Here is a 20,797-nt window from a genome sequence, read left to right on the forward strand (position 1 = left end):
AAGGGGCGCGAAATCGCACCTCTTTCGCCACATTTGCGCCTGAGTGTTTTGCCAAGTTCTGAGCAATCTCAACTTATGAGGGTGCCAGATGCGAAACCAGAACCTAGATGCGTTCGAAAAGCGGATGAAGCGGATTGCCAAAAACGAGGGCGGTCAGCGCAACATGCTTGCGGGCGAGGGCGATGTGAAGTCAACGCGCTTCACAGCCGAGGATTTGCGCCGCGCAACCAAGCCCAAAAAGAGCGCGGGCCCGAAGACAACTTTCAAAGACCTGCCAAAAGCGGTTATCGGCTTTGGCATCGGGTTGTTGGCGATGTTGGTTGCGCGCCTCGCAGGCTTTCATGTGATCGCTTCTTACGTGTTCGGCGATGCGCTGACATCTTTGCTGATGCTGCGTGGGGCGGAGATAGCACTTGCGATCGTGGTGATGTTCATTCTGGGAATGATCCTCAAGATCAACTCCGGCTTGGGCAAAATGGCGATGACTGCTGGCATGGCGCTCATGCTGATCGGCGAGCCGGAAGTGGCGCGTTACGCGCCAAGCATTTGGCAAGAGATGTTCTCTCCACAATACGCGGCGGGCGTTCTGGCGCCGCAAGCCGGCATCGAAAACAACCTGCGCTCGATCGCCGACGTGGTTTTGGCACGCCTTTAACCGGCGCTAGCAACATTACAAATCTCAAAATGAACCGCGGTGCATCTAATGCGCCGCGCCAGTTTGCGTTCGTGACGTCAGATAATACATGAAGTTTAAGGGGTATTAATATGGAATTCATTGAAAAAAATAAAACCATTCTGGTGCAGGTCGTGGCCGGTGTTCTGCTTGCGACGGCCCTCAACTGGATTGATCTTCCAGTGTGGTTGATCGGCGGCATCATCGCGGCAGTTGTCTCGCTTTGGACTGGCAAGATGGTCGAAGTCTATGATCGCCAGATTGCGCCACGTCTTAAAGACATTAACGACAAAGACAACGACTGATGAACCAGACGCCGCTCAAACTTTACTGGTGGAACGCGAAACCGAATTTCGGCGATGCGCTGAGCCAGCTTGTAACGGCGCATGCGTCGGGGCGGGCGGTTGTGCACGCCGAACCGCGCGACGCAGAGGTGTTTGCGGTTGGTTCGATTCTGCAGTTTGCGCGCCGGGTTTGGGGCAAAGAAGGGCGGCCTTCGCACCGTCCGACCATTTGGGGAACCGGCATGCTTGGTGCCTTGCGCACCGATTTTGTCGAGCATGTTGACGTTGCAATGTTGCGTGGGCCTATCACGGCTTCGCTGCTTGGCCTGAAGGTTGAAAGCTACGGCGACCCTGGTGTTCTGACATCAGAGGCGCTTGGGAAAAAACCTGAACAGCACGACAGGATCGGGTTGGTTCTGCATCATGGTCAGCTAGGGCATCCGAGTGTCAAAGCGTTGCTTAAGTCCGAGCCGTCAGTTGAATACATTGACGTTCAAGGAACACCAGAAGAGGTTTGCCCTAAGATCGGCGCTTGCAAGCATGTTATTAGCTCGTCTTTGCACGGGTTGATCGTTGCTGACAGCTATGGCGTGCCAAACACCTGGCTCGACCCGCTCAAGCAACCACGAATGAAATACTACGATTATGCTGCCGGCATCGGGCGGGTTCTGCCTCTGCCGCTTAAGCATGACGACATCAAAGCGGCATTGCCAGCCATGCATGAGGGCGCTTTGCCCTATGCGGCGAGCCTTGCTGAAGCGAAACAGAGATTGATATCAGATTTCCCCGCTCACCTGCGAGCCGGGGCATAAAACACACCTAAGAAAGGCGCGAACATGTTGGAAATCAAAGGCTTGAAAGTCAAACTTGAAGAAGAGGACAAGCAAATCCTCAAAGGCGTTGACCTCAAGGTTGAAGCTGGAAAAGTGCACGCGATCATGGGGCCGAACGGCTCTGGAAAGTCGACGCTTTCTTATGTGCTTTCGGGCAAGGACGGCTATGAAGTGACTGGCGGCGAAGCCACACTTGAGGGCGCAAATTTGCTTGACATGGACCCAGAAGAGCGCGCGGCAGCTGGCTTGTTCCTTGCGTTTCAGTATCCTGTCGAGATCCCAGGTGTCGGCAACATGACATTCCTGCGCACCGCCGTAAACTCGCAACGCAAAGCGCGCGGTGAGGAGGAACTGTCTGCTGCCGACTTCCTCAAGGAAATTCGTGCCAAAGCCAAGGACTTGAAGATTGATGCCGAGATGCTCAAGCGTCCGGTCAATGTTGGCTTCTCGGGTGGCGAGAAAAAACGCAACGAAGTGCTGCAAATGGCGATGCTCACACCGAAGATGTGTATCTTGGACGAAACAGACTCAGGCCTTGATGTGGATGCGATGAAGCTGGTGGCTGAAGGTGTTAATGCTTTGCGCAGCGAGGGCCGTGGTTTTCTTGTGATCACGCACTACCAACGCCTGCTTGATCACATCAAACCAGATGTTGTGCATATCATGGCGGATGGTCGTATCGTGAAGACCGGCGGGCCGGAACTGGCGCTGGAAGTCGAGAACAACGGCTACGCTGGTATTTTGGAAGAGGTGGCGTAATGAACGCTATTCTCAAATCAAAACAAGATCTTGCGGCGTCTCGTCTTGATGCCTTTCAGGTTCCTGTTACGGCTGGATGGTCATCCTTGGCCCGCAAAGACGCTTTGGCGCGCGTGCAGGCAACCGGCCTGCCGTCGCGACGTGACGAATATTGGAAATATACCCGTCCCGAGCGCCTGACAGATGCCACCGCCGCATCTGCTGCGGTATTTCAACATGACGAAGCCCCGGTGTTTGACGGGCTTGAGCGCCTCAAGATCGTTTTCGTTGACGGTGTCTATGATGCCGCGGCTTCTGATGATCTATCGCTTGAAGGTGTCGAGATCAGCCGTTTGGCTGATAGCGGCGATATTTCTTGGGCTTCCGAGTTGTATGGCAAGCTTGAAACTGCCGGGCAAGACCCGGTCGAGCGCCCATTGGCAGCTCTGAATACCGCGGTCGCGACAGACGGTGTGCTCATCCGTGTGCTCAAAACGCCGTCAAAGCCGGTGAGCTTGATCTATCTTCATGACAGCGACAGTTCGGATGTTGTGATGCATCATGTGATCAAAGTTGAGAGCGGCGCAGCGCTGACCTTGCTTGAAAATGGCCCCGCTGCTGCGCGCTTTAACTGCGTGCTTGAGGCCGATATTGCAGACAAGGCAGAGTTGCACCATGTGCGGGCGCAAGGCCGCGACCACGAGCGCACCGCCGTGACACACATGTTTGCCCGTTTGGGCACCGAAAGCACCTTCAAGAGCTTCACACTTACGGTGAACGGCGTGCTAACGCGCAACGAGTGCATTATCGAGCTAACGGGCGATGATGCCTTTGCTCATGTTGCAGGTGCGGCTTTGGGCGACGGTGACTTCGTGCACGACGACACGGTTTTTGTCACCCATGATGCTGTCAATTGCGAGAGCCGTCAGGTGTTCAAGAAAGTGCTGCGTAACGGTGCGACTGGTGTGTTTCAGGGCAAAATTCTGGTGAAGGCCGGTGCTCAGAAAACCGATGGTTACCAGAAATCGCAGTCGCTTTTGCTAGATGGAGACAGCCAGTTTCTCGCCAAGCCAGAACTTGAGATATACGCTGATGATGTGGCGTGTTCGCATGGCTCAACCTCGGGCGCGATTGACGAAGAGGCGCTGTTCTACCTTCGCGCGCGCGGCATTCCAGCGCCGATCGCCACTGATTTTCTCACGCTGGCTTTCCTTGCGGAAGCTGTTGAAGAGATCGAAGATGAAGCGCTTGCAGATGAGATCAATAGTCGCCTTGAAGGCTGGCTGATCCGTCGTCGCAGCTGAGGTAAGGGCAGGCACATGTCAGTCGTGATGGACATATTGGCCACGTACAAAGGCCCGGCTAAAGTGATGCGCAAGCTTACCAGCATCGGCCAGCGTGATGACCGTGCCATTGCGTTGCTGTTGGCGGGGTGTGTGATCTTGTTTGTGTCGCAATGGCCGCCGATGGCACGGCAGGCACATGTCAACAACGAGGAACTCGAACCCTTGCTTGGCGCGGCTTTGTTCAACTCGATGATAATCATGCCGCTGGTGCTTTATGCGTTGGCTTTACTCGTGCATTTTGGTTTTCGAGTGTTCGGCAGTCAGGGCAAGGCCTGGGGGCAGCGGCTTGCGCTCTTTTGGGCCATGTTGGCAGCATCACCTCTGCTGCTGCTGTTTGGCCTGATGCGCGGGTTTCTCGGAGAGGGCTGGCCCAAAACGCTTATCGGCGCTCTGTGGCTTCTTGCATTTACATGCTTTTGGTTTGTCGGCAGCTACACCGCCGCAAAGGAGACTGCCGGCAATGCTCAATGAGTTGGTGAGAAATATGTTTTTGCGTCCGGTTTTGGCCGGTCAACAAATGATGGCGATGGGTCTTAAACGTGAAGTGCTCTGGATGGCGCTTGTGCTGGTCGCGTTGCTGAGCGCAATTCAGATGTCAGTGACGTTTCAGTTCGCAGAGTTTCATATTCCGCCGGACTTGTCGGCCGAAGAGCGCGCGCTGATGGAGTTTGTCATTTCGATCGCTAGCCGCCCGTTTATCCTGACGATGCTGATCGCCGGTTCACTGATCATCTCGGTGTTCTTCCTACATTGGGTCGGGCGGATGATCGGCGGTCAGGGCACGCTTTCGGAGGTGCTGGCCGTCGTCACACTCTGGCAGCTTGTCAGTTTCGTCGCCGGTCTGGGGATATTCTTGCTAAGCATATTCATGCTGCCCGTTGCCAGTCTGGTCAACATGGTGCTCAACATCTGGCTGCTTTACTCTCTCAGCGGGTTGCTGGCGGCGGCGCACCGGTTCAAAACTCCGCTGGCTGGGCTTGCGACTGTCGTGTTAACCATCTTTGCCGTGGCCTTCGGGCTGCTCGTAGCCTTCATCATCCTTGGCGTTGGCAGTGGAATTGGAGCCACAAATGTATGATCTCAATGCGATCCGCGCAGAATTTCCCATTCTTTCGCGCGAGGTGAACGGCAAGCCGCTGGTTTATCTCGACAACGGAGCCTCGGCGCAAAAACCGCAAGTGGTGATTGATGCGGTGACGCGTGGCTATGCCGAAGAATACGCTAACGTGCACCGTGGACTTCACTACTTGAGCAACCTTGCGACAGACAAGTACGAGGCTGTGCGCGGCATTGTTGCACGCTTCTTGGGTGCGCCAAGTGAGGACGAGATCATCTTTAACTCGGGAACAACCGAGGGTATCAACATGGTCGCCTATTCATGGGCCGGGCCGCGGATGCAGGCCGGTGACGAGATCATCCTTTCTGTTATGGAACACCACGCCAACATCGTGCCCTGGCACTTTCTGCGCGAGCGTCAGGGTGTTGTACTCAAGTGGGTTGATACAGATGCAACAGGGGCTTTGGATGCGGACAAGGTGATCGCTGCGATCGGGCCGAAAACCAAGCTGATTGCAATTACTCAACTTTCGAATGTGCTCGGCACGCAAGTTGATGTGAAACGCATTTGCGCAGCCGCGCGCGAGAAGGGTGTTGCAGTGTTGGTTGATGGCTCACAAGGAGCGGTGCATGCACCGGTGAATGTCAGTGACATAGGCTGTGATTTCTATGCTATCACCGGCCATAAGCTTTATGGCCCTTCAGGCTCGGGCGCGATCTATGTGACGCGTGAACGTATGGAAGAGATGCGCCCCTTTATGGGGGGGGGTGATATGATCCGCGAGGTCAGCAAAGACGCTGTCAGCTACAATGACCCGCCAATGAAGTTTGAAGCCGGCACGCCGGGGATTGTGCAAACCATCGGGCTTGGAGCGGCACTGGAATATCTCATGGAGCTGGGCATGGACAATGTCGCCGCACACGAAGCTGATCTGGCGAGTTACGCTAGCGCGCGGCTCACAGGCCTCAACTGGCTTGGGTTGCAGGGCACCACCGCTGACAAGGCGGCGATTTTCAGTTTCACGATGCAGGGTGCCGCGCATGCGCATGATATCTCGACTATTCTTGATAAGAAGGGCGTGGCCGTGAGGGCAGGGCACCACTGTGCGCAGCCGCTCATGCAGCATTTAGGTGTGAACGCCACCTGCCGTGCCAGCTTTGGGCTTTATAACACGCGTGAAGAAGTCGATAAACTGGTCGAGGCGTTGGAACTGGCGCATAACTTACTGGGTTGATTTCGCGATTGCGAGCCGCCGCGAGGGCGGCTATAGAAACCCAACGCACCCGTAGCTCAGCTGGATAGAGCGCTGCCCTCCGAAGGCAGAGGCCATAGGTTCGAATCCTATCGGGTGCACCATTTCCCTTGATTGAATGCCTACGGCATACAGGTTTTGCGCGGCCTACGGCCACGCCTGTTTTGGGGGACTAGTCCCCCAAACCCCCTAGGATACTTCCGCCAAGAATAAGGAGCCTCCGGAATGGAAGCCCCTTATTGGTCGTATGGTTTGGATTACGCTTTGGCGAGGTCGCGCAGCACGTAATGCAGCACGCCTCCGTGCTCGATGTATTCGATCTCAATTGCGGTATCGATGCGGCACTTGAGGGTGACCGGTTTCACCTTTCCGTCGGCCATAGTGATGGTGCAGTGCACTTCTTGCAGTGGTTGAATCGCATCGAGGCCTGAGATGCTAACGCTTTCTTCACCTGTGAGACCGAGTGATGACCGGCTGTCGCCGTTGGTAAACTCAAACGGAATAACCCCCATACCCACGAGGTTTGAGCGGTGAATGCGCTCAAAGCTTTCCGCGATCACGGCTTTGACGCCCAAGAGAGCGGTGCCTTTTGCTGCCCAGTCGCGCGATGAGCCTGCGCCATATTGCGCGCCTCCGAAAATGACCAGCGGGGTGCCCAGCTTTTGATAGGCCATAGCCGCATCATAGATCGACGCTTGCTTGCCGTCGGGGCCTTTGGTGTAGCCGCCTTCGACGCCATCAAGCATTTCATTTTTGATGCGGATATTGGCGAAGGTGCCGCGCATCATGACTTCGTGATTTCCGCGGCGGGAGCCGTACGAGTTGAACTCGCGCACCGGAACTTGGTGATCTTTCAAGTAGCGGCCCGCAGGCGTGTCTTCCTTGAAGGAGCCAGCGGGTGAAATGTGGTCGGTGGTTACAAAGTCACCCAAGACGGCCAAAACACCTGCGTTTTCAATATTGCTGATCTTGCCGGGGTTTTTGTCCATCCCCTGAAAATAGGGAGGGTTCTGAATGTAGGTCGAGGCCGGGGGCCAGTCGTAAGTTTCGGCAGCCGGAACTTCAACAGCCTGCCATTTGTCGTCGCCCTTAAATACGTCGGCATACTTTGATTGGAACGCCTCGCGGGTGACCGTTTTTTCAACCAGTTCTGCGATCTCTTGCGATGTTGGCCAAATGTCTTTGAGGTAAACGTCCTTTCCGGTTTTGTCTTGGCCGAGAGGGTCCTTGGCCAGGTCAATATTCATGTCGCCCGCAAGCGCATAGGCTACAACCAGCGGAGGTGAGGCCAGATAGTTGGCACGCACATCCGGTGAGATGCGCCCCTCGAAGTTGCGGTTGCCCGACAAAACCGAGGTTGCAATGATGTCATTGGTGTTGATGGCTTCGCTGAGTTCGGATTGAAGCGGGCCGGAGTTGCCGATGCATGTCGTGCAGCCGTAGCCGACAAGGTTAAAGCCGATGGCGTCGAGGTCATCCTGCAAGTCAGCCGCTTCAAGATAAGCCGTAACAACCTGCGAGCCAGGCGCGAGTGACGTTTTCACCCAAGGCTTGCGGTTGAGGCCAAGCTCGCGGGCTTTTCGGGCCACGAGGCCAGCGCCGATCATCACATAAGGGTTAGAGGTGTTGGTGCAGGAAGTGATCGAGGCGATGACAATCGTTCCGTCGTGGATGGTGTAGTCTTCGCCTTTCACACGGGCGCGTTTGTGCTTTCCAATGTCGCCAGGGATGCTGCGTGGTGCAATTGCGCCGCCTTCATCTGCCCACTCGGCTTTGTCTTCTTGTTCGGCCGACCACTCGAGCCGCTCGCCGCTGATGTATTTGCCAAATGTCTCGGCAGCGGCATCAAGTGGGACAAAGTCTTGCGGGCGCTTTGGCCCTGAGATCGCTGGGACGATGGTGTTCATATCCAAGCTCAGAGTGCTTGAGTAAATCGGCGCATAGTCGTCGCCGCGCCACAAGCCGTTCTCTTTGGCGTAGGCTTCAACCAGCGCTATGCGGTCTTCATCACGGCCGGTGGTGCGCATGTAGCGAAGAGTTTCGCCGTCGATCGGAAAGAAGCCGCAAGTTGCACCATACTCTGGCGCCATGTTGGCGATAGTGGCGCGGTCTGCCAGTGGAAGGCGGTTGAGCCCTTCGCCGAAGAACTCGACAAACTTGCCGACAACGCCGTGTGCGCGCAACATTTCTACGACTTTCAGAACCAAATCAGTGCCGGTGGTGCCTTCCATCATGTCACCGGTCAGCTCAAAACCGACGACTTCGGGTATCAGCATCGAAATTGGCTGACCAAGCATCGCTGCTTCGGCTTCGATGCCGCCAACACCCCAACCGAGCACAGCGACACCATTCACCATTGTTGTGTGGCTGTCGGTGCCGACAAGCGTGTCAGGGTAAGCGACATTCACGCCGTTCTGGTCTTCGTCCGTCCAGACGGTTTGCGCCAGATACTCAAGGTTCACTTGGTGGCAAATGCCGGTTCCCGGAGGCACGACGCGAAAGTTGTTAAACGCTGATTGCCCCCACTTGAGGAACTGGTAGCGCTCCATGTTGCGCTCGTATTCACGATCAACGTTCATCTGGAAAGCACGTGGGTTGCCGAACTCGTCGATCATTACCGAGTGATCGATCACAAGATCAACAGGGGCCAGCGGGTTGATTTTTTGAGCATCACCGCCGAGGGCTACAATCCCGTCACGCATGGCGGCCAAGTCAACCACAGCTGGAACGCCGGTGAAGTCTTGCATCAAAACGCGAGCAGGGCGGTAGGCTATCTCCCTCGGGTTTTTGCCGCCATTGGCCCCCCACTCGGCGAAAGCCTTGATGTCGTCAACCGTGACAGTCTTACCATCTTCATAGCGGAGCATGTTTTCCAGAACCACTTTAAGAGCTGCCGGCAGGCGCGAGAAATCACCTAGGCCAGCGGCCTCGGCGGCCTTGACTGAATAGTAGTCAATTGACTGCGTGCCGACCTTGAGTGTTCTGCGTGTTTTGGTGCTGTCTTGTCCTACGGCGATGGTCATGGATGGCCTCCAGTGTGTTGGGTTACACAAAAAATGTAGCGCGTATCTTGGGAAAGTGAAGGGGCAAGGGCGACAACTGCATTTTCCAGCGCATTTTTGTTTGTTTGTTTTAGCAAACCCGTCAAAACACCCTATAGGTTCGGTGGTCAGAGCCTTGCAGTTATAGCCTTATTGGTATACCGCTGCATACAAATCACATCGACATCTATTTACCCACGAGGTTAGCATGAGCTTGTATACAGATTATCTGAACGAAATCGAAGCCCGCAAAGAGCAGGGCCTACACCCAAAGCCTATAGATGATAGCGCGCTTGTGGAAGAGTTGATCGCTCAGATTAAAGATTCGGGAAATGAGAACCGCGAGGCCTCGCTGAACTTTCTGACATATAACACTTTGCCTGGCACCACGAGTGCGGCTGGTGTCAAAGCGCGCTTCCTCAAAGAGGTTATCCTTGGCCAAGCTGTCGTCCCCGAGATCACCCCTGAGTTTGCCTTCGAGCTGCTTTCGCACATGAAAGGCGGACCATCAGTTAAAGTGCTGCTCGACATCGCGCTTGGTGAGGACGCTGCGCTGGCCGCTCAGGCCGCTGAGGTTTTGAAAACGCAGGTCTTCCTCTATGAGGCCGATACAGACGCGATTGAAGCCGCTTTTAAAGCTGGCAACACGATTGCCAAAGACTTGCTTGAAAGCTACGCCAAAGCCGAATTTTTCACCAAGCTGCCGGATGTTGCCGAGAAAATCCAGGTCGTGACTTATGTCGCGGGAGAGGGAGATATCTCGACCGACTTACTCTCACCGGGCAACCAGGCGCACTCGCGCGCCGACCGTGAGCTGCACGGCCAGTGCTTTATCTCGCCAACCGCGCAACAAGAAATCGAAGCGCTCAAGGCGCAACACCCTGACAAACAGGTGATGATCATCGCCGAAAAAGGCACGATGGGTGTTGGCTCCTCGCGGATGTCTGGCATCAACAACGTCGCTCTTTGGGCGGGCAAGCAAGCCAGCCCCTATGTGCCCTTCGTTAACTACGCACCGATCGTCGCCGGAACCAACGGCATTTCGCCGATCTTCCTCACGACAGTTGGCGTGACAGGCGGCATCGGGCTTGACCTTAAGAACTGGGTCAAGAAGCTTGATGCGAACGGAGACCCCGTGCTGAACGATGCAGGCGATGCGGTGCTCGAGCAGGTCTACTCTGTCGATACCGGCACCGTGCTGACCATCAACAGCAAAACCAAAGCGCTCTACAATGAAGCGGGCGACAAAGAGCTTGTCTCGCTCGAAAAATCATTCACGCCGCAAAAAATGGAGTTCATGAAAGCTGGCAGTTCCTACGCCATCGTCTTTGGCAAAAAGCTGCAAACTTTCGCCGCTGAGGCCCTTGGTGTTAAGCTTGAGTCAGCATATGCTCCGGCAAAAGAGATCAACGTCGAAGGCCAGGGCTTCACCGCTGTTGAAAAGATCTTCAACCGCAATGCTGTCGGTGTTAAAACCGACAAGCCTCTGCACGCGGGCTCGGATGTGCGCGTTAAAGTCAACATTGTTGGCAGCCAGGACACCACCGGTCTGATGACCAGCCAAGAGCTTGAAGCTATGGCCGCAACCGTTCTGTCACCGTCAGTTGACGGCGCTTACCAGTCAGGTTGCCACACCGCCTCGGTATGGGACCTCAAAGCACAAGCCAACACGCCGCGGCTGATGAAATTCATGAATGATTTCGGCCTTGTCACCGCGCGTGATCCTAAAGGCGTCTACCACGCAATGACCGACGTTATTCACAAAGTCCTCAATGACATCACGGTTGACGACCGCGCGATCATCATCGGCGGCGATAGCCACACGCGCATGTCAAAAGGCGTGGCGTTTGGGGCTGACTCAGGCACTGTGGCTCTGGCTCTGGCAACGGGCGAGGCGACAATGCCAATTCCTGAATCTGTCAAAGTGACGTTCAAAGGCAAAATGCAACCTCACATGGATTTCCGTGATGTTGTGCATGCGACACAATCACAGATGCTCGCCCAACACGGCGACAACGTCTTCCAAGGCCGTATCATCGAGGTGCATATCGGCACATTGCTGGCCGACCAAGCCTTCACCTTCACCGACTGGACAGCCGAGATGAAGGCCAAAGCCTCGATCTGTATCTCAAACGACGAAACTCTGGTTGCCTCGCTAGAGATAGCCAAAAGCCGCATCAAGGTGATGATAGAGAAGGGCATGGAGCACGAAAGCGGCATGCTGCAAAACCTTGTTGATATCGCTGACAAGCGTATTGCCGAGATCAAATCAGGTGAGGTGCCGGCGCTTACGCCAGACGACAACGCCAAGTATTTTGCCGAAGTTGTGGTTGATCTGAGCGTGATCGACGAACCTATGATCGCGGATCCTGACGTCAACAACGCCGACGTTTCCAAGCGCTACACCCACGACACTATCCGGCCGATCTCTTTCTATAAGGCCGAGAAGAAGGTTGATCTTGGCTTCGTCGGATCTTGCATGGTTCACAAGGGTGATATCAAGATCGTCGCGCAAATGCTGCGTAACCTTGAGGCCCAGAGCGGTAAGGTCGAGTTCAAAGCGCCGCTGGTTGTTGCCGCGCCAACTTACAACATCATCGACGAACTCAAAGAAGAGGGCGACTGGGAAATTCTCCAGCGTTATTCGGATTTTGAGTTTGATGACTTTGCGCCCAAAGGCAAAGCGCGCACCGAGTATGAGAATGTTCTCTATCTCGAGCGCCCCGGTTGTAACCTCTGTATGGGCAACCAGGAGAAAGCCGCCAAGGGCGACACTGTTCTGGCAACATCAACCCGCCTGTTCCAAGGCCGCGTTGTTGAAGACAGCACCGAGAAGAAGGGCGAAAGCCTCCTGGCCTCGACACCTGTAGTGGTTCTCGCCGCTATCTTGGGGCGCACACCTACGGTTGAGGAATATAAAGCCGCAGTTGAGGGCATTGATTTGACCAAGTTTGCCCCGCCAAACCAAGTGCCTTTGGCGGCCAACTCGGCGCACTTCTAAACTCAACGACGACAAAACAATTTGCCCCTTCCTGTCACAACGTGGCGGGGAGGGGTTTTGCATTGGCGCACAAACCCTATATGAAGACGCAACGCAAGCGGACATGAACCATGACAAACGACACCACGATAACACCTGACATGCTGACAGTACCCCGCAAGGTTCCTGACTATGGCGGGAAAACCAACATCGTCGGGCTCACACGCGACGCGCTCAAAGCTGCGCTGGTCGAGATGGGCACGCCTGAAAAGCAAGTAAAGATGCGGTTAGGGCAAATCTGGCAGTGGGTCTATCAGTGGGGCGTGCGCGACTTTCACTTGATGACCAACCTCTCCAAAGCTTACCGCGCCGAGCTTGACGAAGCCTTCGTGATCGCTATTCCCGAGCTTGTCAGCAAGCAAGTCTCTGAGGACGGAACCCGCAAATACCTTGTGCGGATCGCGGGTGGCCATGAAGTCGAGATCGTTTATATCCCAGAAGAAACCCGTGGCACCCTGTGCATTTCCTCGCAGGTTGGTTGCACATTGACTTGCTCGTTCTGTCACACAGGCACGCAAAAGCTGGTGCGCAATCTGACCGCTGGCGAAATCATCGGCCAAGTCATGTTGGCGCGTGATGATCTCGACGAATGGCCAGCACCGGGCGTGAGCACGGCCGACAACGGCCCGCGCTTGCTGTCTAACGTCGTGCTGATGGGCATGGGCGAGCCACTATACAACTTCAACAATGTGCGTGATGCGATGAAGATCGCAATGGACGGGGAGGGAATCGCTCTCTCTCGCCGCCGCATCACATTGAGCACTTCTGGAATCGTGCCAGAGATCGCCAAAGCCGCTGACGAGATCGGCTGTTTGCTTGCGGTCAGCTTTCACGCCACGACCGATGAAGTGCGCAACACACTGGTGCCGATCAACAAGAAATACAACATCGAGACGCTGCTTGCCGCACTGCGCGAGTATCCGCGCCTCAGCAATTCCGAGCGCATAACCTTTGAATATGTGATGATCAAAGGCGTTAACGACTCAGAAGAAGACGCGCGCCGCCTTGTTTCGCTTATCAAAGGCATTCCCGCCAAGATCAACCTTATCCCCTTCAACGAGTGGCCCGGATCGGGGTATGAACGCTCGCATTGGAAGCAAATCAAAAAGTTCGCCGACATTGTGTTTGACGCAGGGTATGCCTCGCCAATCCGCAAACCCCGCGGCGAAGACATCATGGCTGCTTGTGGCCAACTCAAGTCTGCAACCGAGCGTGAGCGCAAGTCAAAGCGCCAGATAGAGGCAGAAGTGGGGCTGGGTAGTTAAGCTGCCTTAAAAAGACCTCAAGATTCACGAAGTTTCCATTTTTGCGCTAAATCATCGCCACAGGCATTAACCATCCTGAATTCGTAAACAGTTAATTCTTACGAATGAAACGATGGAGACGAAAATGAACATGGATATCGAAACAATCCGCGATGTAGTAATGCGTGAGCGCCGTTTGGCTGTCTCGGAGCGCGAATGGAAACACCGCCTGCGCGGCTATGGATATGCGATCCGTGATTCTGAGACAGGGTCATACGTGACCTCGGTTCTCAAAGGCGAAGATCTCTGCGCTTGCCCCGTTTGAGGCAAGTCATGATTCACAAATGCGACGCGGCCACTTTGGCCCAGATCAAAACACTGCTCGCGCCCATCTTGACGCTGCGCGGTCAGGCCCGACAAGACAAGCTTGCAAGCCTCGGCTTTGCAATACGCGATAGCGGCAACCGCAAAGTGCTGACAACATGGCCGCATGGTTTGCCGATATGTGAACTAGGTTAATACTTTAAGAGTGCCATTTATAGTATTGCTTTAACGTGTTAAAATGCCTCCGCAGCTTAACAGCTTTGCTTGCTGGTCTGCCCAGCCGTCTGCCTGTTCAAGTTGGCTTGAAAGGGCCATCAACTCGGCATCTTCCCCCATGGCCATTGCCAGATGCACGCCAATCGGTAACATTTCATCAGTCCAGAACAGTGGCAGCGAGATAGCAGGTTGCCCCGAAGCATTGAATGCTGCCGCGAAGGGCGAATACTCAAAGCAGCCGTTCGGCCCCGTCCGGTAAGCGACGAAATCTTCAATATCCGGTTTCAGGTGTGCGGTTTTACAGGGCGGCTCGGCTAATGTCGTGGTGAGCAACACGTCGTAGCCCATGAAAACAGCGGCCAAGCGTCGCCCGAATGCGTGAATTTCGTTGACGGCGTTCAGGTAATCCATCCCCCCGAGTGTGTCAGCGTAGACAAGTGCGCCGCGGGTAATGCCTTCGATCAGGCTCTCGTCAAGTTCGCCGCCAGCAACACGTTTGCGCACCGAAAGTGCTGTGCCGCAAGCTACAGTGATGGTCCAGGCCTCCATCATCGCCGTCACATCAAGGTTGGCATCCGGTGTATACTGTTCAACGTCATGGCCTAGTTCCTCCAGCAAGCGGGCCGTTTTCATAACCGCAGCATTGCAATCCGGATGGGTAGGCAATCCCTCTAGCGTTCCAATAACATAGCCGACTTTCAGCTTGCGCGGCGGGCGCGACATTGCGGCGCTGAAACTTTCGTTCATATACGGTGCCGCGTAGGGCGCGCCCAGGTCGGGTCCCGCACAGGCATCCATCAGCGTTGCCGTGTCACGCAGGCTGCGAGTGAGAAACCCGTCGACAGCCATTCCTGCCCAGCCTTCACCTGATGCGGGGCCAGCGGGCAGGCGCGCGCGGCTGGGCTTGAGGCCAACAAGCCCGCAGGATGCCGCAGGAATGCGCACCGATCCACCGCCATCAGAGCCATGTGCCGCCGGAACAATGCCCGCCGCGACAGCTGCGCCCGAACCACCTGATGAGCCGCCAGAGGTGCGTGTCAGATCCCAAGGGTTGCATGTCGGGCCACCATAAACCTGCGCGTTTGTGACCGGTCCAACGCCGAGCTCCGGCGATGTCGTGCGTGCAAAGGGCACAATACCTGTGCGACGCATGCGGGTGAACATCTCGCTGTCATAGGTCCAATCGTGGTTGGCAAACAGTTTCGAGCCGCTGTTTGTGGGAAACCCGCGAGCTTCGCACTTCAGGTCTTTCATCAAAAAAGGCACGCCTTTGAACGGCCCGTCAGGCAATCCGGCATCAATCATGGCGCGGGCAGTGTCTTCCCGTTGCATGACAACCGCATTGAGTGAGGGGTTCAGCTTGGCCGTTTGGGCCAGCGCACAGTCAAGCAACTCATGCGGACTCGCTTGGCCCGTCGCGACAAGCTCCGCCAACCCCGTGGCATCATAGTCTGTATAGTCATCATGCATGGCTGTCTCCTTTGATGAACAAAAAAGGTTAGACTGCTTTAGGCGTCAGACAAAGAAAAACCCGCCGAGGAGGGCGGGTTCTTAGAAGCGTAAGAAGCGTAATCGCTCTTACCTGCCCCAAGAGCGAACAGGGCCGCAATCCATATGCACAAAGTTTGAGCCCGAATAACGGCCAACGCCGCCACCGTGACATGAAACAGCGGCGCGTGACACCTGGCTTACCGAACGTGACGAAAGGCGCAAATCGGCGGCTTGGCCTTTCATGTGCAACGAGTTCTTGGCAACACCGCTTGAGCGGGCGCGCAGCATAGCGTTGGTCTTCGGGCTGCGATAGCCGGACAGCAACATATAAGGTTCGTTCACATCAAGAATGTTGTGAGAAGCGGCCATGATGTCGATGGTGCGCAGGTCGATGTATTTCACATCATTGGTGCGCCAGTCGCGCATGAAGTGGTGAACTTCTTTGACCGCATCTTTGATATAATCGCCCTCAACCCAGTAGATCATGTCGATCTTTTCACCGGTGCGAGCGGAATACATTTTGAGGCGGCGGATATCGCCGGAGCCTCGCAAATAACCTGCGGCTTTTGAATACGTGGGGGCTGCGACCAGTGCTGTTGAGGCAAATGCCCCAAGCAATGCACGCCTGGTCAGGCTCGAAGTGCTCGTTTTTTCAATCATCGTTAGCGTCGTCCCGTCGCTTTACCTGTTTGCACGAGGTCCCAGTTTGGCTCTCGTATGCTGCCTTCATCTCCCCAGATGTGCATCTTCTATGGCACATAACGATTCGGAGACCAAGACTTTGCTGCTCAAATTCATATCTCGCCCTCATTTTAGGCAGAAATTTGCTGAAAAAGTGCTAATTCCAGATCAAACCCTCAATATTGCGTCTTTTCACCCACGGATGGGCTACATCTTGCGATTTCGACGTGAAAGTGAGTGGACAGCGTAGTTTTCCTGACGCACTACCATTGTCGAACGTCTGTAAACAATATTCTTCGAGTGGGGGCTTCATGACCTTTTCCAATTTCCAACCGCGACGCCAGACGAGCCTGCGGGTAAAATCTTCATTACTTTGCATCGCCATGCTGATGGCAGCCTTCATGGTGTCATTTACACCTGCGCCTGCCAGCGCTCAGGTAACGGCCTTCAAACAAGCCGTGGCCGAAGCCGCATCGCGTGATAAAGATATCTCGGCATTTTATAAAGCCAACAACTTCAAAGCGATCTGGACAGGCTCCTTCGGAAAAGACGCCTCGCGCCGCAAAGCCCTGTTCAAAGCGATCGCTCAAGCTGATGCTCACGGCCTGCCGAGTGCGCGTTATGATGCTGCCGGCCTTATGGCCAAGCTCAAAGCCGCTAAAAATCCTCGGGCCCGTGGCCTCGTTGAAGTTGAGATGAGCAAAGCCTTTCTCGAATTGTCCCAGAACATGCAAACCGGCGCTTTGAAGCCGCGCAGCATTGACAGAAACATTGTGCGGGCGGTGCCTTACCGCGAGCGTTCAAGTTATCTGGTCAACTTTGCCAAGAGCAACCCGAACTCGTTCTTTAAGGCTCTTGCGCCCAAAACACCTGAATATGCGCGTCTGATGAAAGAGAAAATGCGCTTTGAAAAGATCGTCGCACGCGGCGGCTTTGGCGCAGTTGTACCTGCCAAATCTCTTAAGCCGGGCCAATCGGGCAACGCTGTTGTTGCTCTGCGGAACCGCCTTGGCGCTATGGGTTATATGGGGCGCTCATCTGCGCAAGCCTATGACGGAAATCTCCAAAAAGCCGTCCAGCAGTTTCAAATCGCTCATGGACTCGCCGCAGACGGTGTTGCCGGTGCCGGAACGATCAACGAAATCAACAAGCCAGCCACAGCGCGCTTGCAGTCCATCATCGTTGCACTTGAGCGCGAACGCTGGGTCAACCAACCACGTGGCAAGCGTCACGTTTTGGTTAACATCACCGACTATACAGCCAAAATCGTCGACAACGGCAAAGTTACTTTCAGTACCCGCTCGGTTGTTGGCGCTACGGCGTCTGACCGTGCCACACCCGAGTTCTCGGATGTGATGGAATTCATGGTGATCAACCCGACGTGGAACGTTCCGCGCTCGATAGCCACCAAAGAATATCTGCCAATGATGAAGCGCAACCCGAACGCAGCCGGCCACCTCAAGCTCTATGACAGCCGCGGTCGTCAGGTGTCACGCGGCAACATCAATTTTGCTAAGTATAACGCCAGCAACTTCCCTTACGCGATCAAGCAGCCGCCATCACGCCGCAACGCGCTTGGGCTGGTGAAGTTTATGTTCCCGAACAAATACAACATCTACCTGCATGACACGCCCTCTAAGAGCCTCTTCGCGCGCGAAACACGCGCGTTCAGCCACGGTTGCGTGCGGCTCGGTGATCCGTTTGACTTTGCCTACGCGCTTCTCGCCAAGCAGAGCAATGATCCTAAGGGGCTGTTCCACTCGCACCTCAAGACAAACCGCGAGTCTGTTGTGAAGCTTAAGGAAGAAGTGCCGGTGCACATCGTCTACCGCACGGCCTTCACGCAAGCCAAAGGCCCGATCAACTTCCGCCGTGACGTTTACGGCCGCGATGCGCGCATCTGGAATGCTCTTGCTAAGGCAGGGGTGGTGCTCCGCGCCGTTCAGGGCTAATCATTGGCCCAAATGTAAGGGCACTCTGATGAGCTACACAATTGAAGAGATCGCCAAGTCGCTCGGAGCACAAGCTCTGGGCGATTTGTCACTTGAGATAGACGCCGTGAGCGAGCCGCAAGACGCTGGCCCACGTGACCTCGCCTTGGCGATGAAGCCAGATTATGCCGAGGCCTTGCCAAAAGGTGGCGCACTGGCGGCGGTGCTTTGGGACGGTGCCGACTTTGAAAGTTTCGGCCTCAAAGCCGCGATCATTCCTGCACGCCCTCGCTACGCCATGTCCGGCCTGTCAAAACAGTTCGATCCGGGGGAAGGGTTTGCCGGCGGCGTTCATCCGTCAGCCGTGATCGACGAGGGTGCCAGCATCGGCAAGAACGTCAGCATCGGGCCACTCGCTATTGTCGCCAAAGGCGCACGCATCGGCGACAACACGGTGATCGGGCCACAGGCCTATGTCGGCACAAACGCGACACTGGGGCAGGGGTGCTTCATTCGGGAAGGTGTGCGCATATGCGCCCGCACAACCCTTGGCGATCGGGTCATTGTGCAGCCCGGTGCCGTCATCGGCGGTGACGGTTTCAGCTTTGTAACGCCACAAGAAAGCGCTGTTGAGCGCACGCGCTCAACGCTCGGTGATCAAGGCGAAAGCGAGAGCCAGCATTGGGAGCGCATTCACTCCATTGGTTCGGTTGTTATCGGTGACGATTGTGAGATCGGCTCAAACACGGCCATCGACCGTGGCACCATCCGCAACACCGAAATCGGCAACCGCACCAAGCTCGATAATCTCGTGCACATCGGCCACAATGTTCAGATCGGCGAAGATTGCCTGATATGTGGTCAAGTTGGCATGGCTGGCAGCACCCGCATAGGCAACAATTGCGTCTTTGCCGGACAAGTCGGCATCAACGACAACATCTTTATCGGCGACAACGTTATTGCTGGTGGCGCCACGAAAATCTTCACAAATGTGCCACAAGGGCGGGTTATCCTTGGGTATCCGGCGGTAAAAATGGAGCAACACGTCGAGGGCTACAAAGCCATCCGCCGTCTGCCCCGTTTGATGAAACAAGTCGCCGAGCTGCAAAAAGCTGTTTTCAAAGGCGGCGATACTGACTAGATCAATCACAGCGAGGCTTGGGGGGAGCAAATGGATATTCAAAACAAAGTGATCGAGATTGTCGCCGAACAGGCGGTGCTTGAGCCTTCGGATGTGACACTTGAAAGCACGCTGGAAAGCCTCGGAATTGACAGCCTCGGCCTTGTCGAGAGCATCTTCTCCATTGAAGAAGCCTTTGATATCTCTGTGCCGTTTAATGCCAACGAGCCCGATAAAAGCGAGTTTGACATCTCCACTGTTGCTTCGATCATCAAGGGTATCGAAGGACTGATTGCGGATCAGAAAGCCTAGATGAAACGCGTTGTCATCACCGGAGCTGGAACGATCAACGCGCTCGGACACGACGTTGACAGCACGCTTGAGGCCATGCGCGAAGGCCGGTGCGGAATAAGGCAACTGGAGTTTCGTGACGTCGAGCGCCTCGCCGTGCAGATCGGTGCTCAGGTCAAAGGTTTCTCCCCCGACACGCTGTTCAACCGCCAGCAAATGTCGCTCTATGACCGCTTCACCCAGTTCACACTTATCGCCGCGCGCGAAGCGATAGCGCAGTCTGGCCTGGAGTTCTCGGGCAATATGGCGGCACGCTCCGGTGTGATCCTTGGCAATTCCGGCGGTGGCATGACAACCCTCGATGAGAATTACCGCTCGGTCTATGAAGAGGGCAAAAACCGCGTGCATCCTTTCGTGGTGCCCAAACTGATGAACAATGCTGCCGCAAGCCACGTCAGCATGGAGTTTAACCTCAAAGGCCCGAGCTTCACTGTTGCTTCGGCCTGTGCAAGCTCAAATCACGCCATGGCGCAGGCGTTTCAGATGGTGCATGGCGGTGCATCTCCGGTGATGATCACAGGCGGCTCCGAAAGCATGCTCTGCTTTGGCGGGGTCAAAGCTTGGGAAGGGCTGCGCGTCATGTCTAAAGACGCTTGCCGCCCGTTCTCCGCCAACCGCAATGGCATGGTTCAAGGCGAGGGCGCAGGGATATTTGTGTTTGAGGAATATGAGCACGCCAAAGCCCGCGGTGCGACGATCCTCGCGGAAGTTGCAGGCTTTGCAATGTCTTCAGACGCCGCCGACATTGTTATGCCCTCCAAGCAAGGCGCTGCACGGGCAATCAAAGGCGCGTTGGATGACGCCAAGATCAACGCCGATCAAGTCGGCTATATCAACGCTCACGGAACCGGCACGGCAGCGAACGACAAAACAGAATGCGCGGCTGTTGCAGACGTTTTTGGCACTCACGCTGACAGGCTGATGATCTCGTCCACCAAATCAATGCATGGGCATTTGATCGGTGGCACCGGAGCTGTCGAACTTCTGGCTTGCATCATGGCATTGCGCGACGGCATCATCGCCCCGACGATCGGCTACCAAGAGCCCGACCCCGAATGCGCCCTCGATGTTGTGCCAAACGAAGCCCGCGAGGCGCGAGTTGATGTCGCGCTCAGCAATGCCTTCGCCTTTGGCGGGCTTAACGCTGTGCTGGCCCTCAAGCGCGCGCCCTAACC

19 protein-coding genes and 1 tRNA gene are annotated in these 20,797 nt (G+C 55.4%); 17 read left to right on the forward strand and 3 right to left on the reverse strand.

The window, feature by feature from the left end; all coding sequences use genetic code 11:
- Positions 1-88: 88 nt before the first annotated feature.
- From KO498_RS10905 to KO498_RS10945, 9 genes are all read left to right on the forward strand, one after another.
- The gene (locus tag KO498_RS10905; protein WP_215959923.1) at positions 89-655 is read left to right on the forward strand and encodes a hypothetical protein; all 567 of its coding nucleotides are present in this window, start codon (positions 89-91) and stop codon (positions 653-655) included.
- Positions 656-765: 110 nt separating this feature from the next.
- Positions 766-978, forward strand: coding sequence for a hypothetical protein (locus tag KO498_RS10910; protein ID WP_215959924.1), 213 nt, complete (start codon positions 766-768; stop codon positions 976-978).
- Positions 978-1,769 (forward strand): polysaccharide pyruvyl transferase family protein, encoded by a 792-nt coding sequence (locus tag KO498_RS10915; RefSeq protein ID WP_215959925.1) that lies wholly within the window; start codon positions 978-980, stop codon positions 1,767-1,769. The genes KO498_RS10910 and KO498_RS10915 overlap by 1 nt, the downstream gene beginning before the upstream one ends.
- A gap of 24 nt (positions 1,770-1,793) precedes the next feature.
- Complete coding sequence (sufC, locus tag KO498_RS10920) at positions 1,794-2,549, forward strand: Fe-S cluster assembly ATPase SufC (protein WP_215959926.1); 756 nt, start codon at positions 1,794-1,796, stop codon at positions 2,547-2,549.
- On the forward strand, positions 2,549-3,832 hold the full coding sequence (locus tag KO498_RS10925) for a SufB/SufD family protein (protein WP_215959927.1): 1,284 nt from the start codon (positions 2,549-2,551) through the stop codon (positions 3,830-3,832). The genes sufC and KO498_RS10925 overlap by 1 nt, the downstream gene beginning before the upstream one ends.
- Positions 3,833-3,847: 15 nt before the next feature.
- Positions 3,848-4,345 (forward strand): YIP1 family protein, encoded by a 498-nt coding sequence (locus KO498_RS10930; RefSeq protein WP_215959928.1) that lies wholly within the window; start codon positions 3,848-3,850, stop codon positions 4,343-4,345.
- 13 nt (positions 4,346-4,358) lie between these two features.
- Positions 4,359-4,952, forward strand: coding sequence for a Yip1 family protein (locus KO498_RS10935; protein WP_215959929.1), 594 nt, complete (start codon positions 4,359-4,361; stop codon positions 4,950-4,952).
- Positions 4,945-6,165 (forward strand): cysteine desulfurase, encoded by a 1,221-nt coding sequence (locus KO498_RS10940; protein ID WP_215959930.1) that lies wholly within the window; start codon positions 4,945-4,947, stop codon positions 6,163-6,165. Before KO498_RS10935 ends, KO498_RS10940 begins: the two co-directional genes overlap by 8 nt.
- Before the next feature lie 45 nt (positions 6,166-6,210).
- Positions 6,211-6,287 (forward strand) — tRNA-Arg (locus KO498_RS10945).
- Positions 6,288-6,440: 153 nt separating this feature from the next.
- Here KO498_RS10945 and acnA read toward each other — a convergent pair.
- Entirely contained in the window at positions 6,441-9,206 is a 2,766-nt protein-coding gene (acnA, locus tag KO498_RS10950; RefSeq protein WP_215959931.1) for an aconitate hydratase AcnA, read from the reverse strand.
- A gap of 226 nt (positions 9,207-9,432) precedes the next feature.
- Between acnA and KO498_RS10955 the strand changes: the two genes are divergently transcribed.
- The 4 genes from KO498_RS10955 (at position 9,433) to KO498_RS10970 (ending at position 14,027) form a co-directional block, all read left to right on the forward strand.
- Positions 9,433-12,225, forward strand: a complete 2,793-nt coding sequence (locus tag KO498_RS10955) for a bifunctional aconitate hydratase 2/2-methylisocitrate dehydratase (protein WP_215959932.1) — start codon at positions 9,433-9,435, stop codon at positions 12,223-12,225.
- A 110-nt stretch (positions 12,226-12,335) separates the two neighbouring features.
- A complete protein-coding gene (gene rlmN / locus KO498_RS10960) occupies positions 12,336-13,529 on the forward strand; it encodes a 23S rRNA (adenine(2503)-C(2))-methyltransferase RlmN (RefSeq protein WP_215959933.1) in 1,194 nt (397 codons plus the stop codon).
- Between the two features lie 124 nt (positions 13,530-13,653).
- A complete protein-coding gene (locus KO498_RS10965) occupies positions 13,654-13,833 on the forward strand; it encodes a hypothetical protein (RefSeq protein ID WP_252731387.1) in 180 nt (59 codons plus the stop codon).
- An 8-nt stretch (positions 13,834-13,841) separates the two neighbouring features.
- Complete coding sequence (locus KO498_RS10970) at positions 13,842-14,027, forward strand: hypothetical protein (RefSeq protein WP_215959935.1); 186 nt, start codon at positions 13,842-13,844, stop codon at positions 14,025-14,027.
- 30 nt (positions 14,028-14,057) lie between these two features.
- On the opposite strand, the gene KO498_RS10975 is transcribed toward KO498_RS10970, so the two are convergent.
- Together KO498_RS10975 and KO498_RS10980 are read right to left on the reverse strand one after the other, a co-directional pair.
- Positions 14,058-15,518: an amidase gene (locus tag KO498_RS10975; protein ID WP_215959936.1), complete on the reverse strand. Its 1,461-nt coding sequence runs from the start codon at positions 15,516-15,518 to the stop codon at positions 14,058-14,060.
- A gap of 108 nt (positions 15,519-15,626) precedes the next feature.
- Complete coding sequence (locus tag KO498_RS10980) at positions 15,627-16,199, reverse strand: YcbK family protein (protein ID WP_215959937.1); 573 nt, start codon at positions 16,197-16,199, stop codon at positions 15,627-15,629.
- A 422-nt stretch (positions 16,200-16,621) separates the two neighbouring features.
- On the opposite strand from KO498_RS10980, the gene KO498_RS10985 reads away from it, so the two are divergent.
- The 4 genes from KO498_RS10985 to KO498_RS11000 are packed head-to-tail and all read left to right on the forward strand — an operon-like array spanning position 16,622 to position 20,795.
- The gene (locus KO498_RS10985; RefSeq protein WP_252731388.1) at positions 16,622-18,172 is read left to right on the forward strand and encodes a L,D-transpeptidase family protein; all 1,551 of its coding nucleotides are present in this window, start codon (positions 16,622-16,624) and stop codon (positions 18,170-18,172) included.
- Positions 18,173-18,200: 28 nt separating this feature from the next.
- Positions 18,201-19,292 carry a UDP-3-O-(3-hydroxymyristoyl)glucosamine N-acyltransferase gene (gene lpxD, locus KO498_RS10990; RefSeq protein WP_215959938.1) on the forward strand — a complete coding sequence of 364 codons (1,092 nt, stop codon included), beginning with the start codon at positions 18,201-18,203 and terminating at the stop codon, positions 19,290-19,292.
- Between the two features lie 30 nt (positions 19,293-19,322).
- On the forward strand, positions 19,323-19,583 hold the full coding sequence (locus KO498_RS10995) for an acyl carrier protein (protein ID WP_215959939.1): 261 nt from the start codon (positions 19,323-19,325) through the stop codon (positions 19,581-19,583).
- A complete protein-coding gene (locus KO498_RS11000) occupies positions 19,584-20,795 on the forward strand; it encodes a beta-ketoacyl-[acyl-carrier-protein] synthase family protein (RefSeq protein WP_215959940.1) in 1,212 nt (403 codons plus the stop codon).
- The last annotated feature ends 2 nt before the right edge of the window (positions 20,796-20,797 follow it).

Source organism: Lentibacter algarum, assembly GCF_018860975.1.
Classification (GTDB): domain Bacteria; phylum Pseudomonadota; class Alphaproteobacteria; order Rhodobacterales; family Rhodobacteraceae; genus Lentibacter; species Lentibacter algarum_A.

Coding starts and splice junctions, on each gene's coding strand:
- KO498_RS10905 (WP_215959923.1), top strand. CDS start 89: ATGCGAAACCAGAACCTAGATGCGTTCGAAAAGCGGATGAAGCGGATT.
- KO498_RS10910 (WP_215959924.1), top strand. CDS start 766: ATGGAATTCATTGAAAAAAATAAAACCATTCTGGTGCAGGTCGTGGCC.
- KO498_RS10915 (WP_215959925.1), top strand. CDS start 978: ATGAACCAGACGCCGCTCAAACTTTACTGGTGGAACGCGAAACCGAAT.
- sufC (WP_215959926.1), top strand. CDS start 1,794: ATGTTGGAAATCAAAGGCTTGAAAGTCAAACTTGAAGAAGAGGACAAG.
- KO498_RS10925 (WP_215959927.1), top strand. CDS start 2,549: ATGAACGCTATTCTCAAATCAAAACAAGATCTTGCGGCGTCTCGTCTT.
- KO498_RS10930 (WP_215959928.1), top strand. CDS start 3,848: ATGTCAGTCGTGATGGACATATTGGCCACGTACAAAGGCCCGGCTAAA.
- KO498_RS10935 (WP_215959929.1), top strand. CDS start 4,359: ATGTTTTTGCGTCCGGTTTTGGCCGGTCAACAAATGATGGCGATGGGT.
- KO498_RS10940 (WP_215959930.1), top strand. CDS start 4,945: ATGTATGATCTCAATGCGATCCGCGCAGAATTTCCCATTCTTTCGCGC.
- acnA (WP_215959931.1), bottom strand. CDS start 9,206: ATGACCATCGCCGTAGGACAAGACAGCACCAAAACACGCAGAACACTC.
- KO498_RS10955 (WP_215959932.1), top strand. CDS start 9,433: ATGAGCTTGTATACAGATTATCTGAACGAAATCGAAGCCCGCAAAGAG.
- rlmN (WP_215959933.1), top strand. CDS start 12,336: ATGACAAACGACACCACGATAACACCTGACATGCTGACAGTACCCCGC.
- KO498_RS10965 (WP_252731387.1), top strand. CDS start 13,654: ATGAACATGGATATCGAAACAATCCGCGATGTAGTAATGCGTGAGCGC.
- KO498_RS10970 (WP_215959935.1), top strand. CDS start 13,842: ATGATTCACAAATGCGACGCGGCCACTTTGGCCCAGATCAAAACACTG.
- KO498_RS10975 (WP_215959936.1), bottom strand. CDS start 15,518: ATGCATGATGACTATACAGACTATGATGCCACGGGGTTGGCGGAGCTT.
- KO498_RS10980 (WP_215959937.1), bottom strand. CDS start 16,199: ATGATTGAAAAAACGAGCACTTCGAGCCTGACCAGGCGTGCATTGCTT.
- KO498_RS10985 (WP_252731388.1), top strand. CDS start 16,622: ATGGTGTCATTTACACCTGCGCCTGCCAGCGCTCAGGTAACGGCCTTC.
- lpxD (WP_215959938.1), top strand. CDS start 18,201: ATGAGCTACACAATTGAAGAGATCGCCAAGTCGCTCGGAGCACAAGCT.
- KO498_RS10995 (WP_215959939.1), top strand. CDS start 19,323: ATGGATATTCAAAACAAAGTGATCGAGATTGTCGCCGAACAGGCGGTG.
- KO498_RS11000 (WP_215959940.1), top strand. CDS start 19,584: ATGAAACGCGTTGTCATCACCGGAGCTGGAACGATCAACGCGCTCGGA.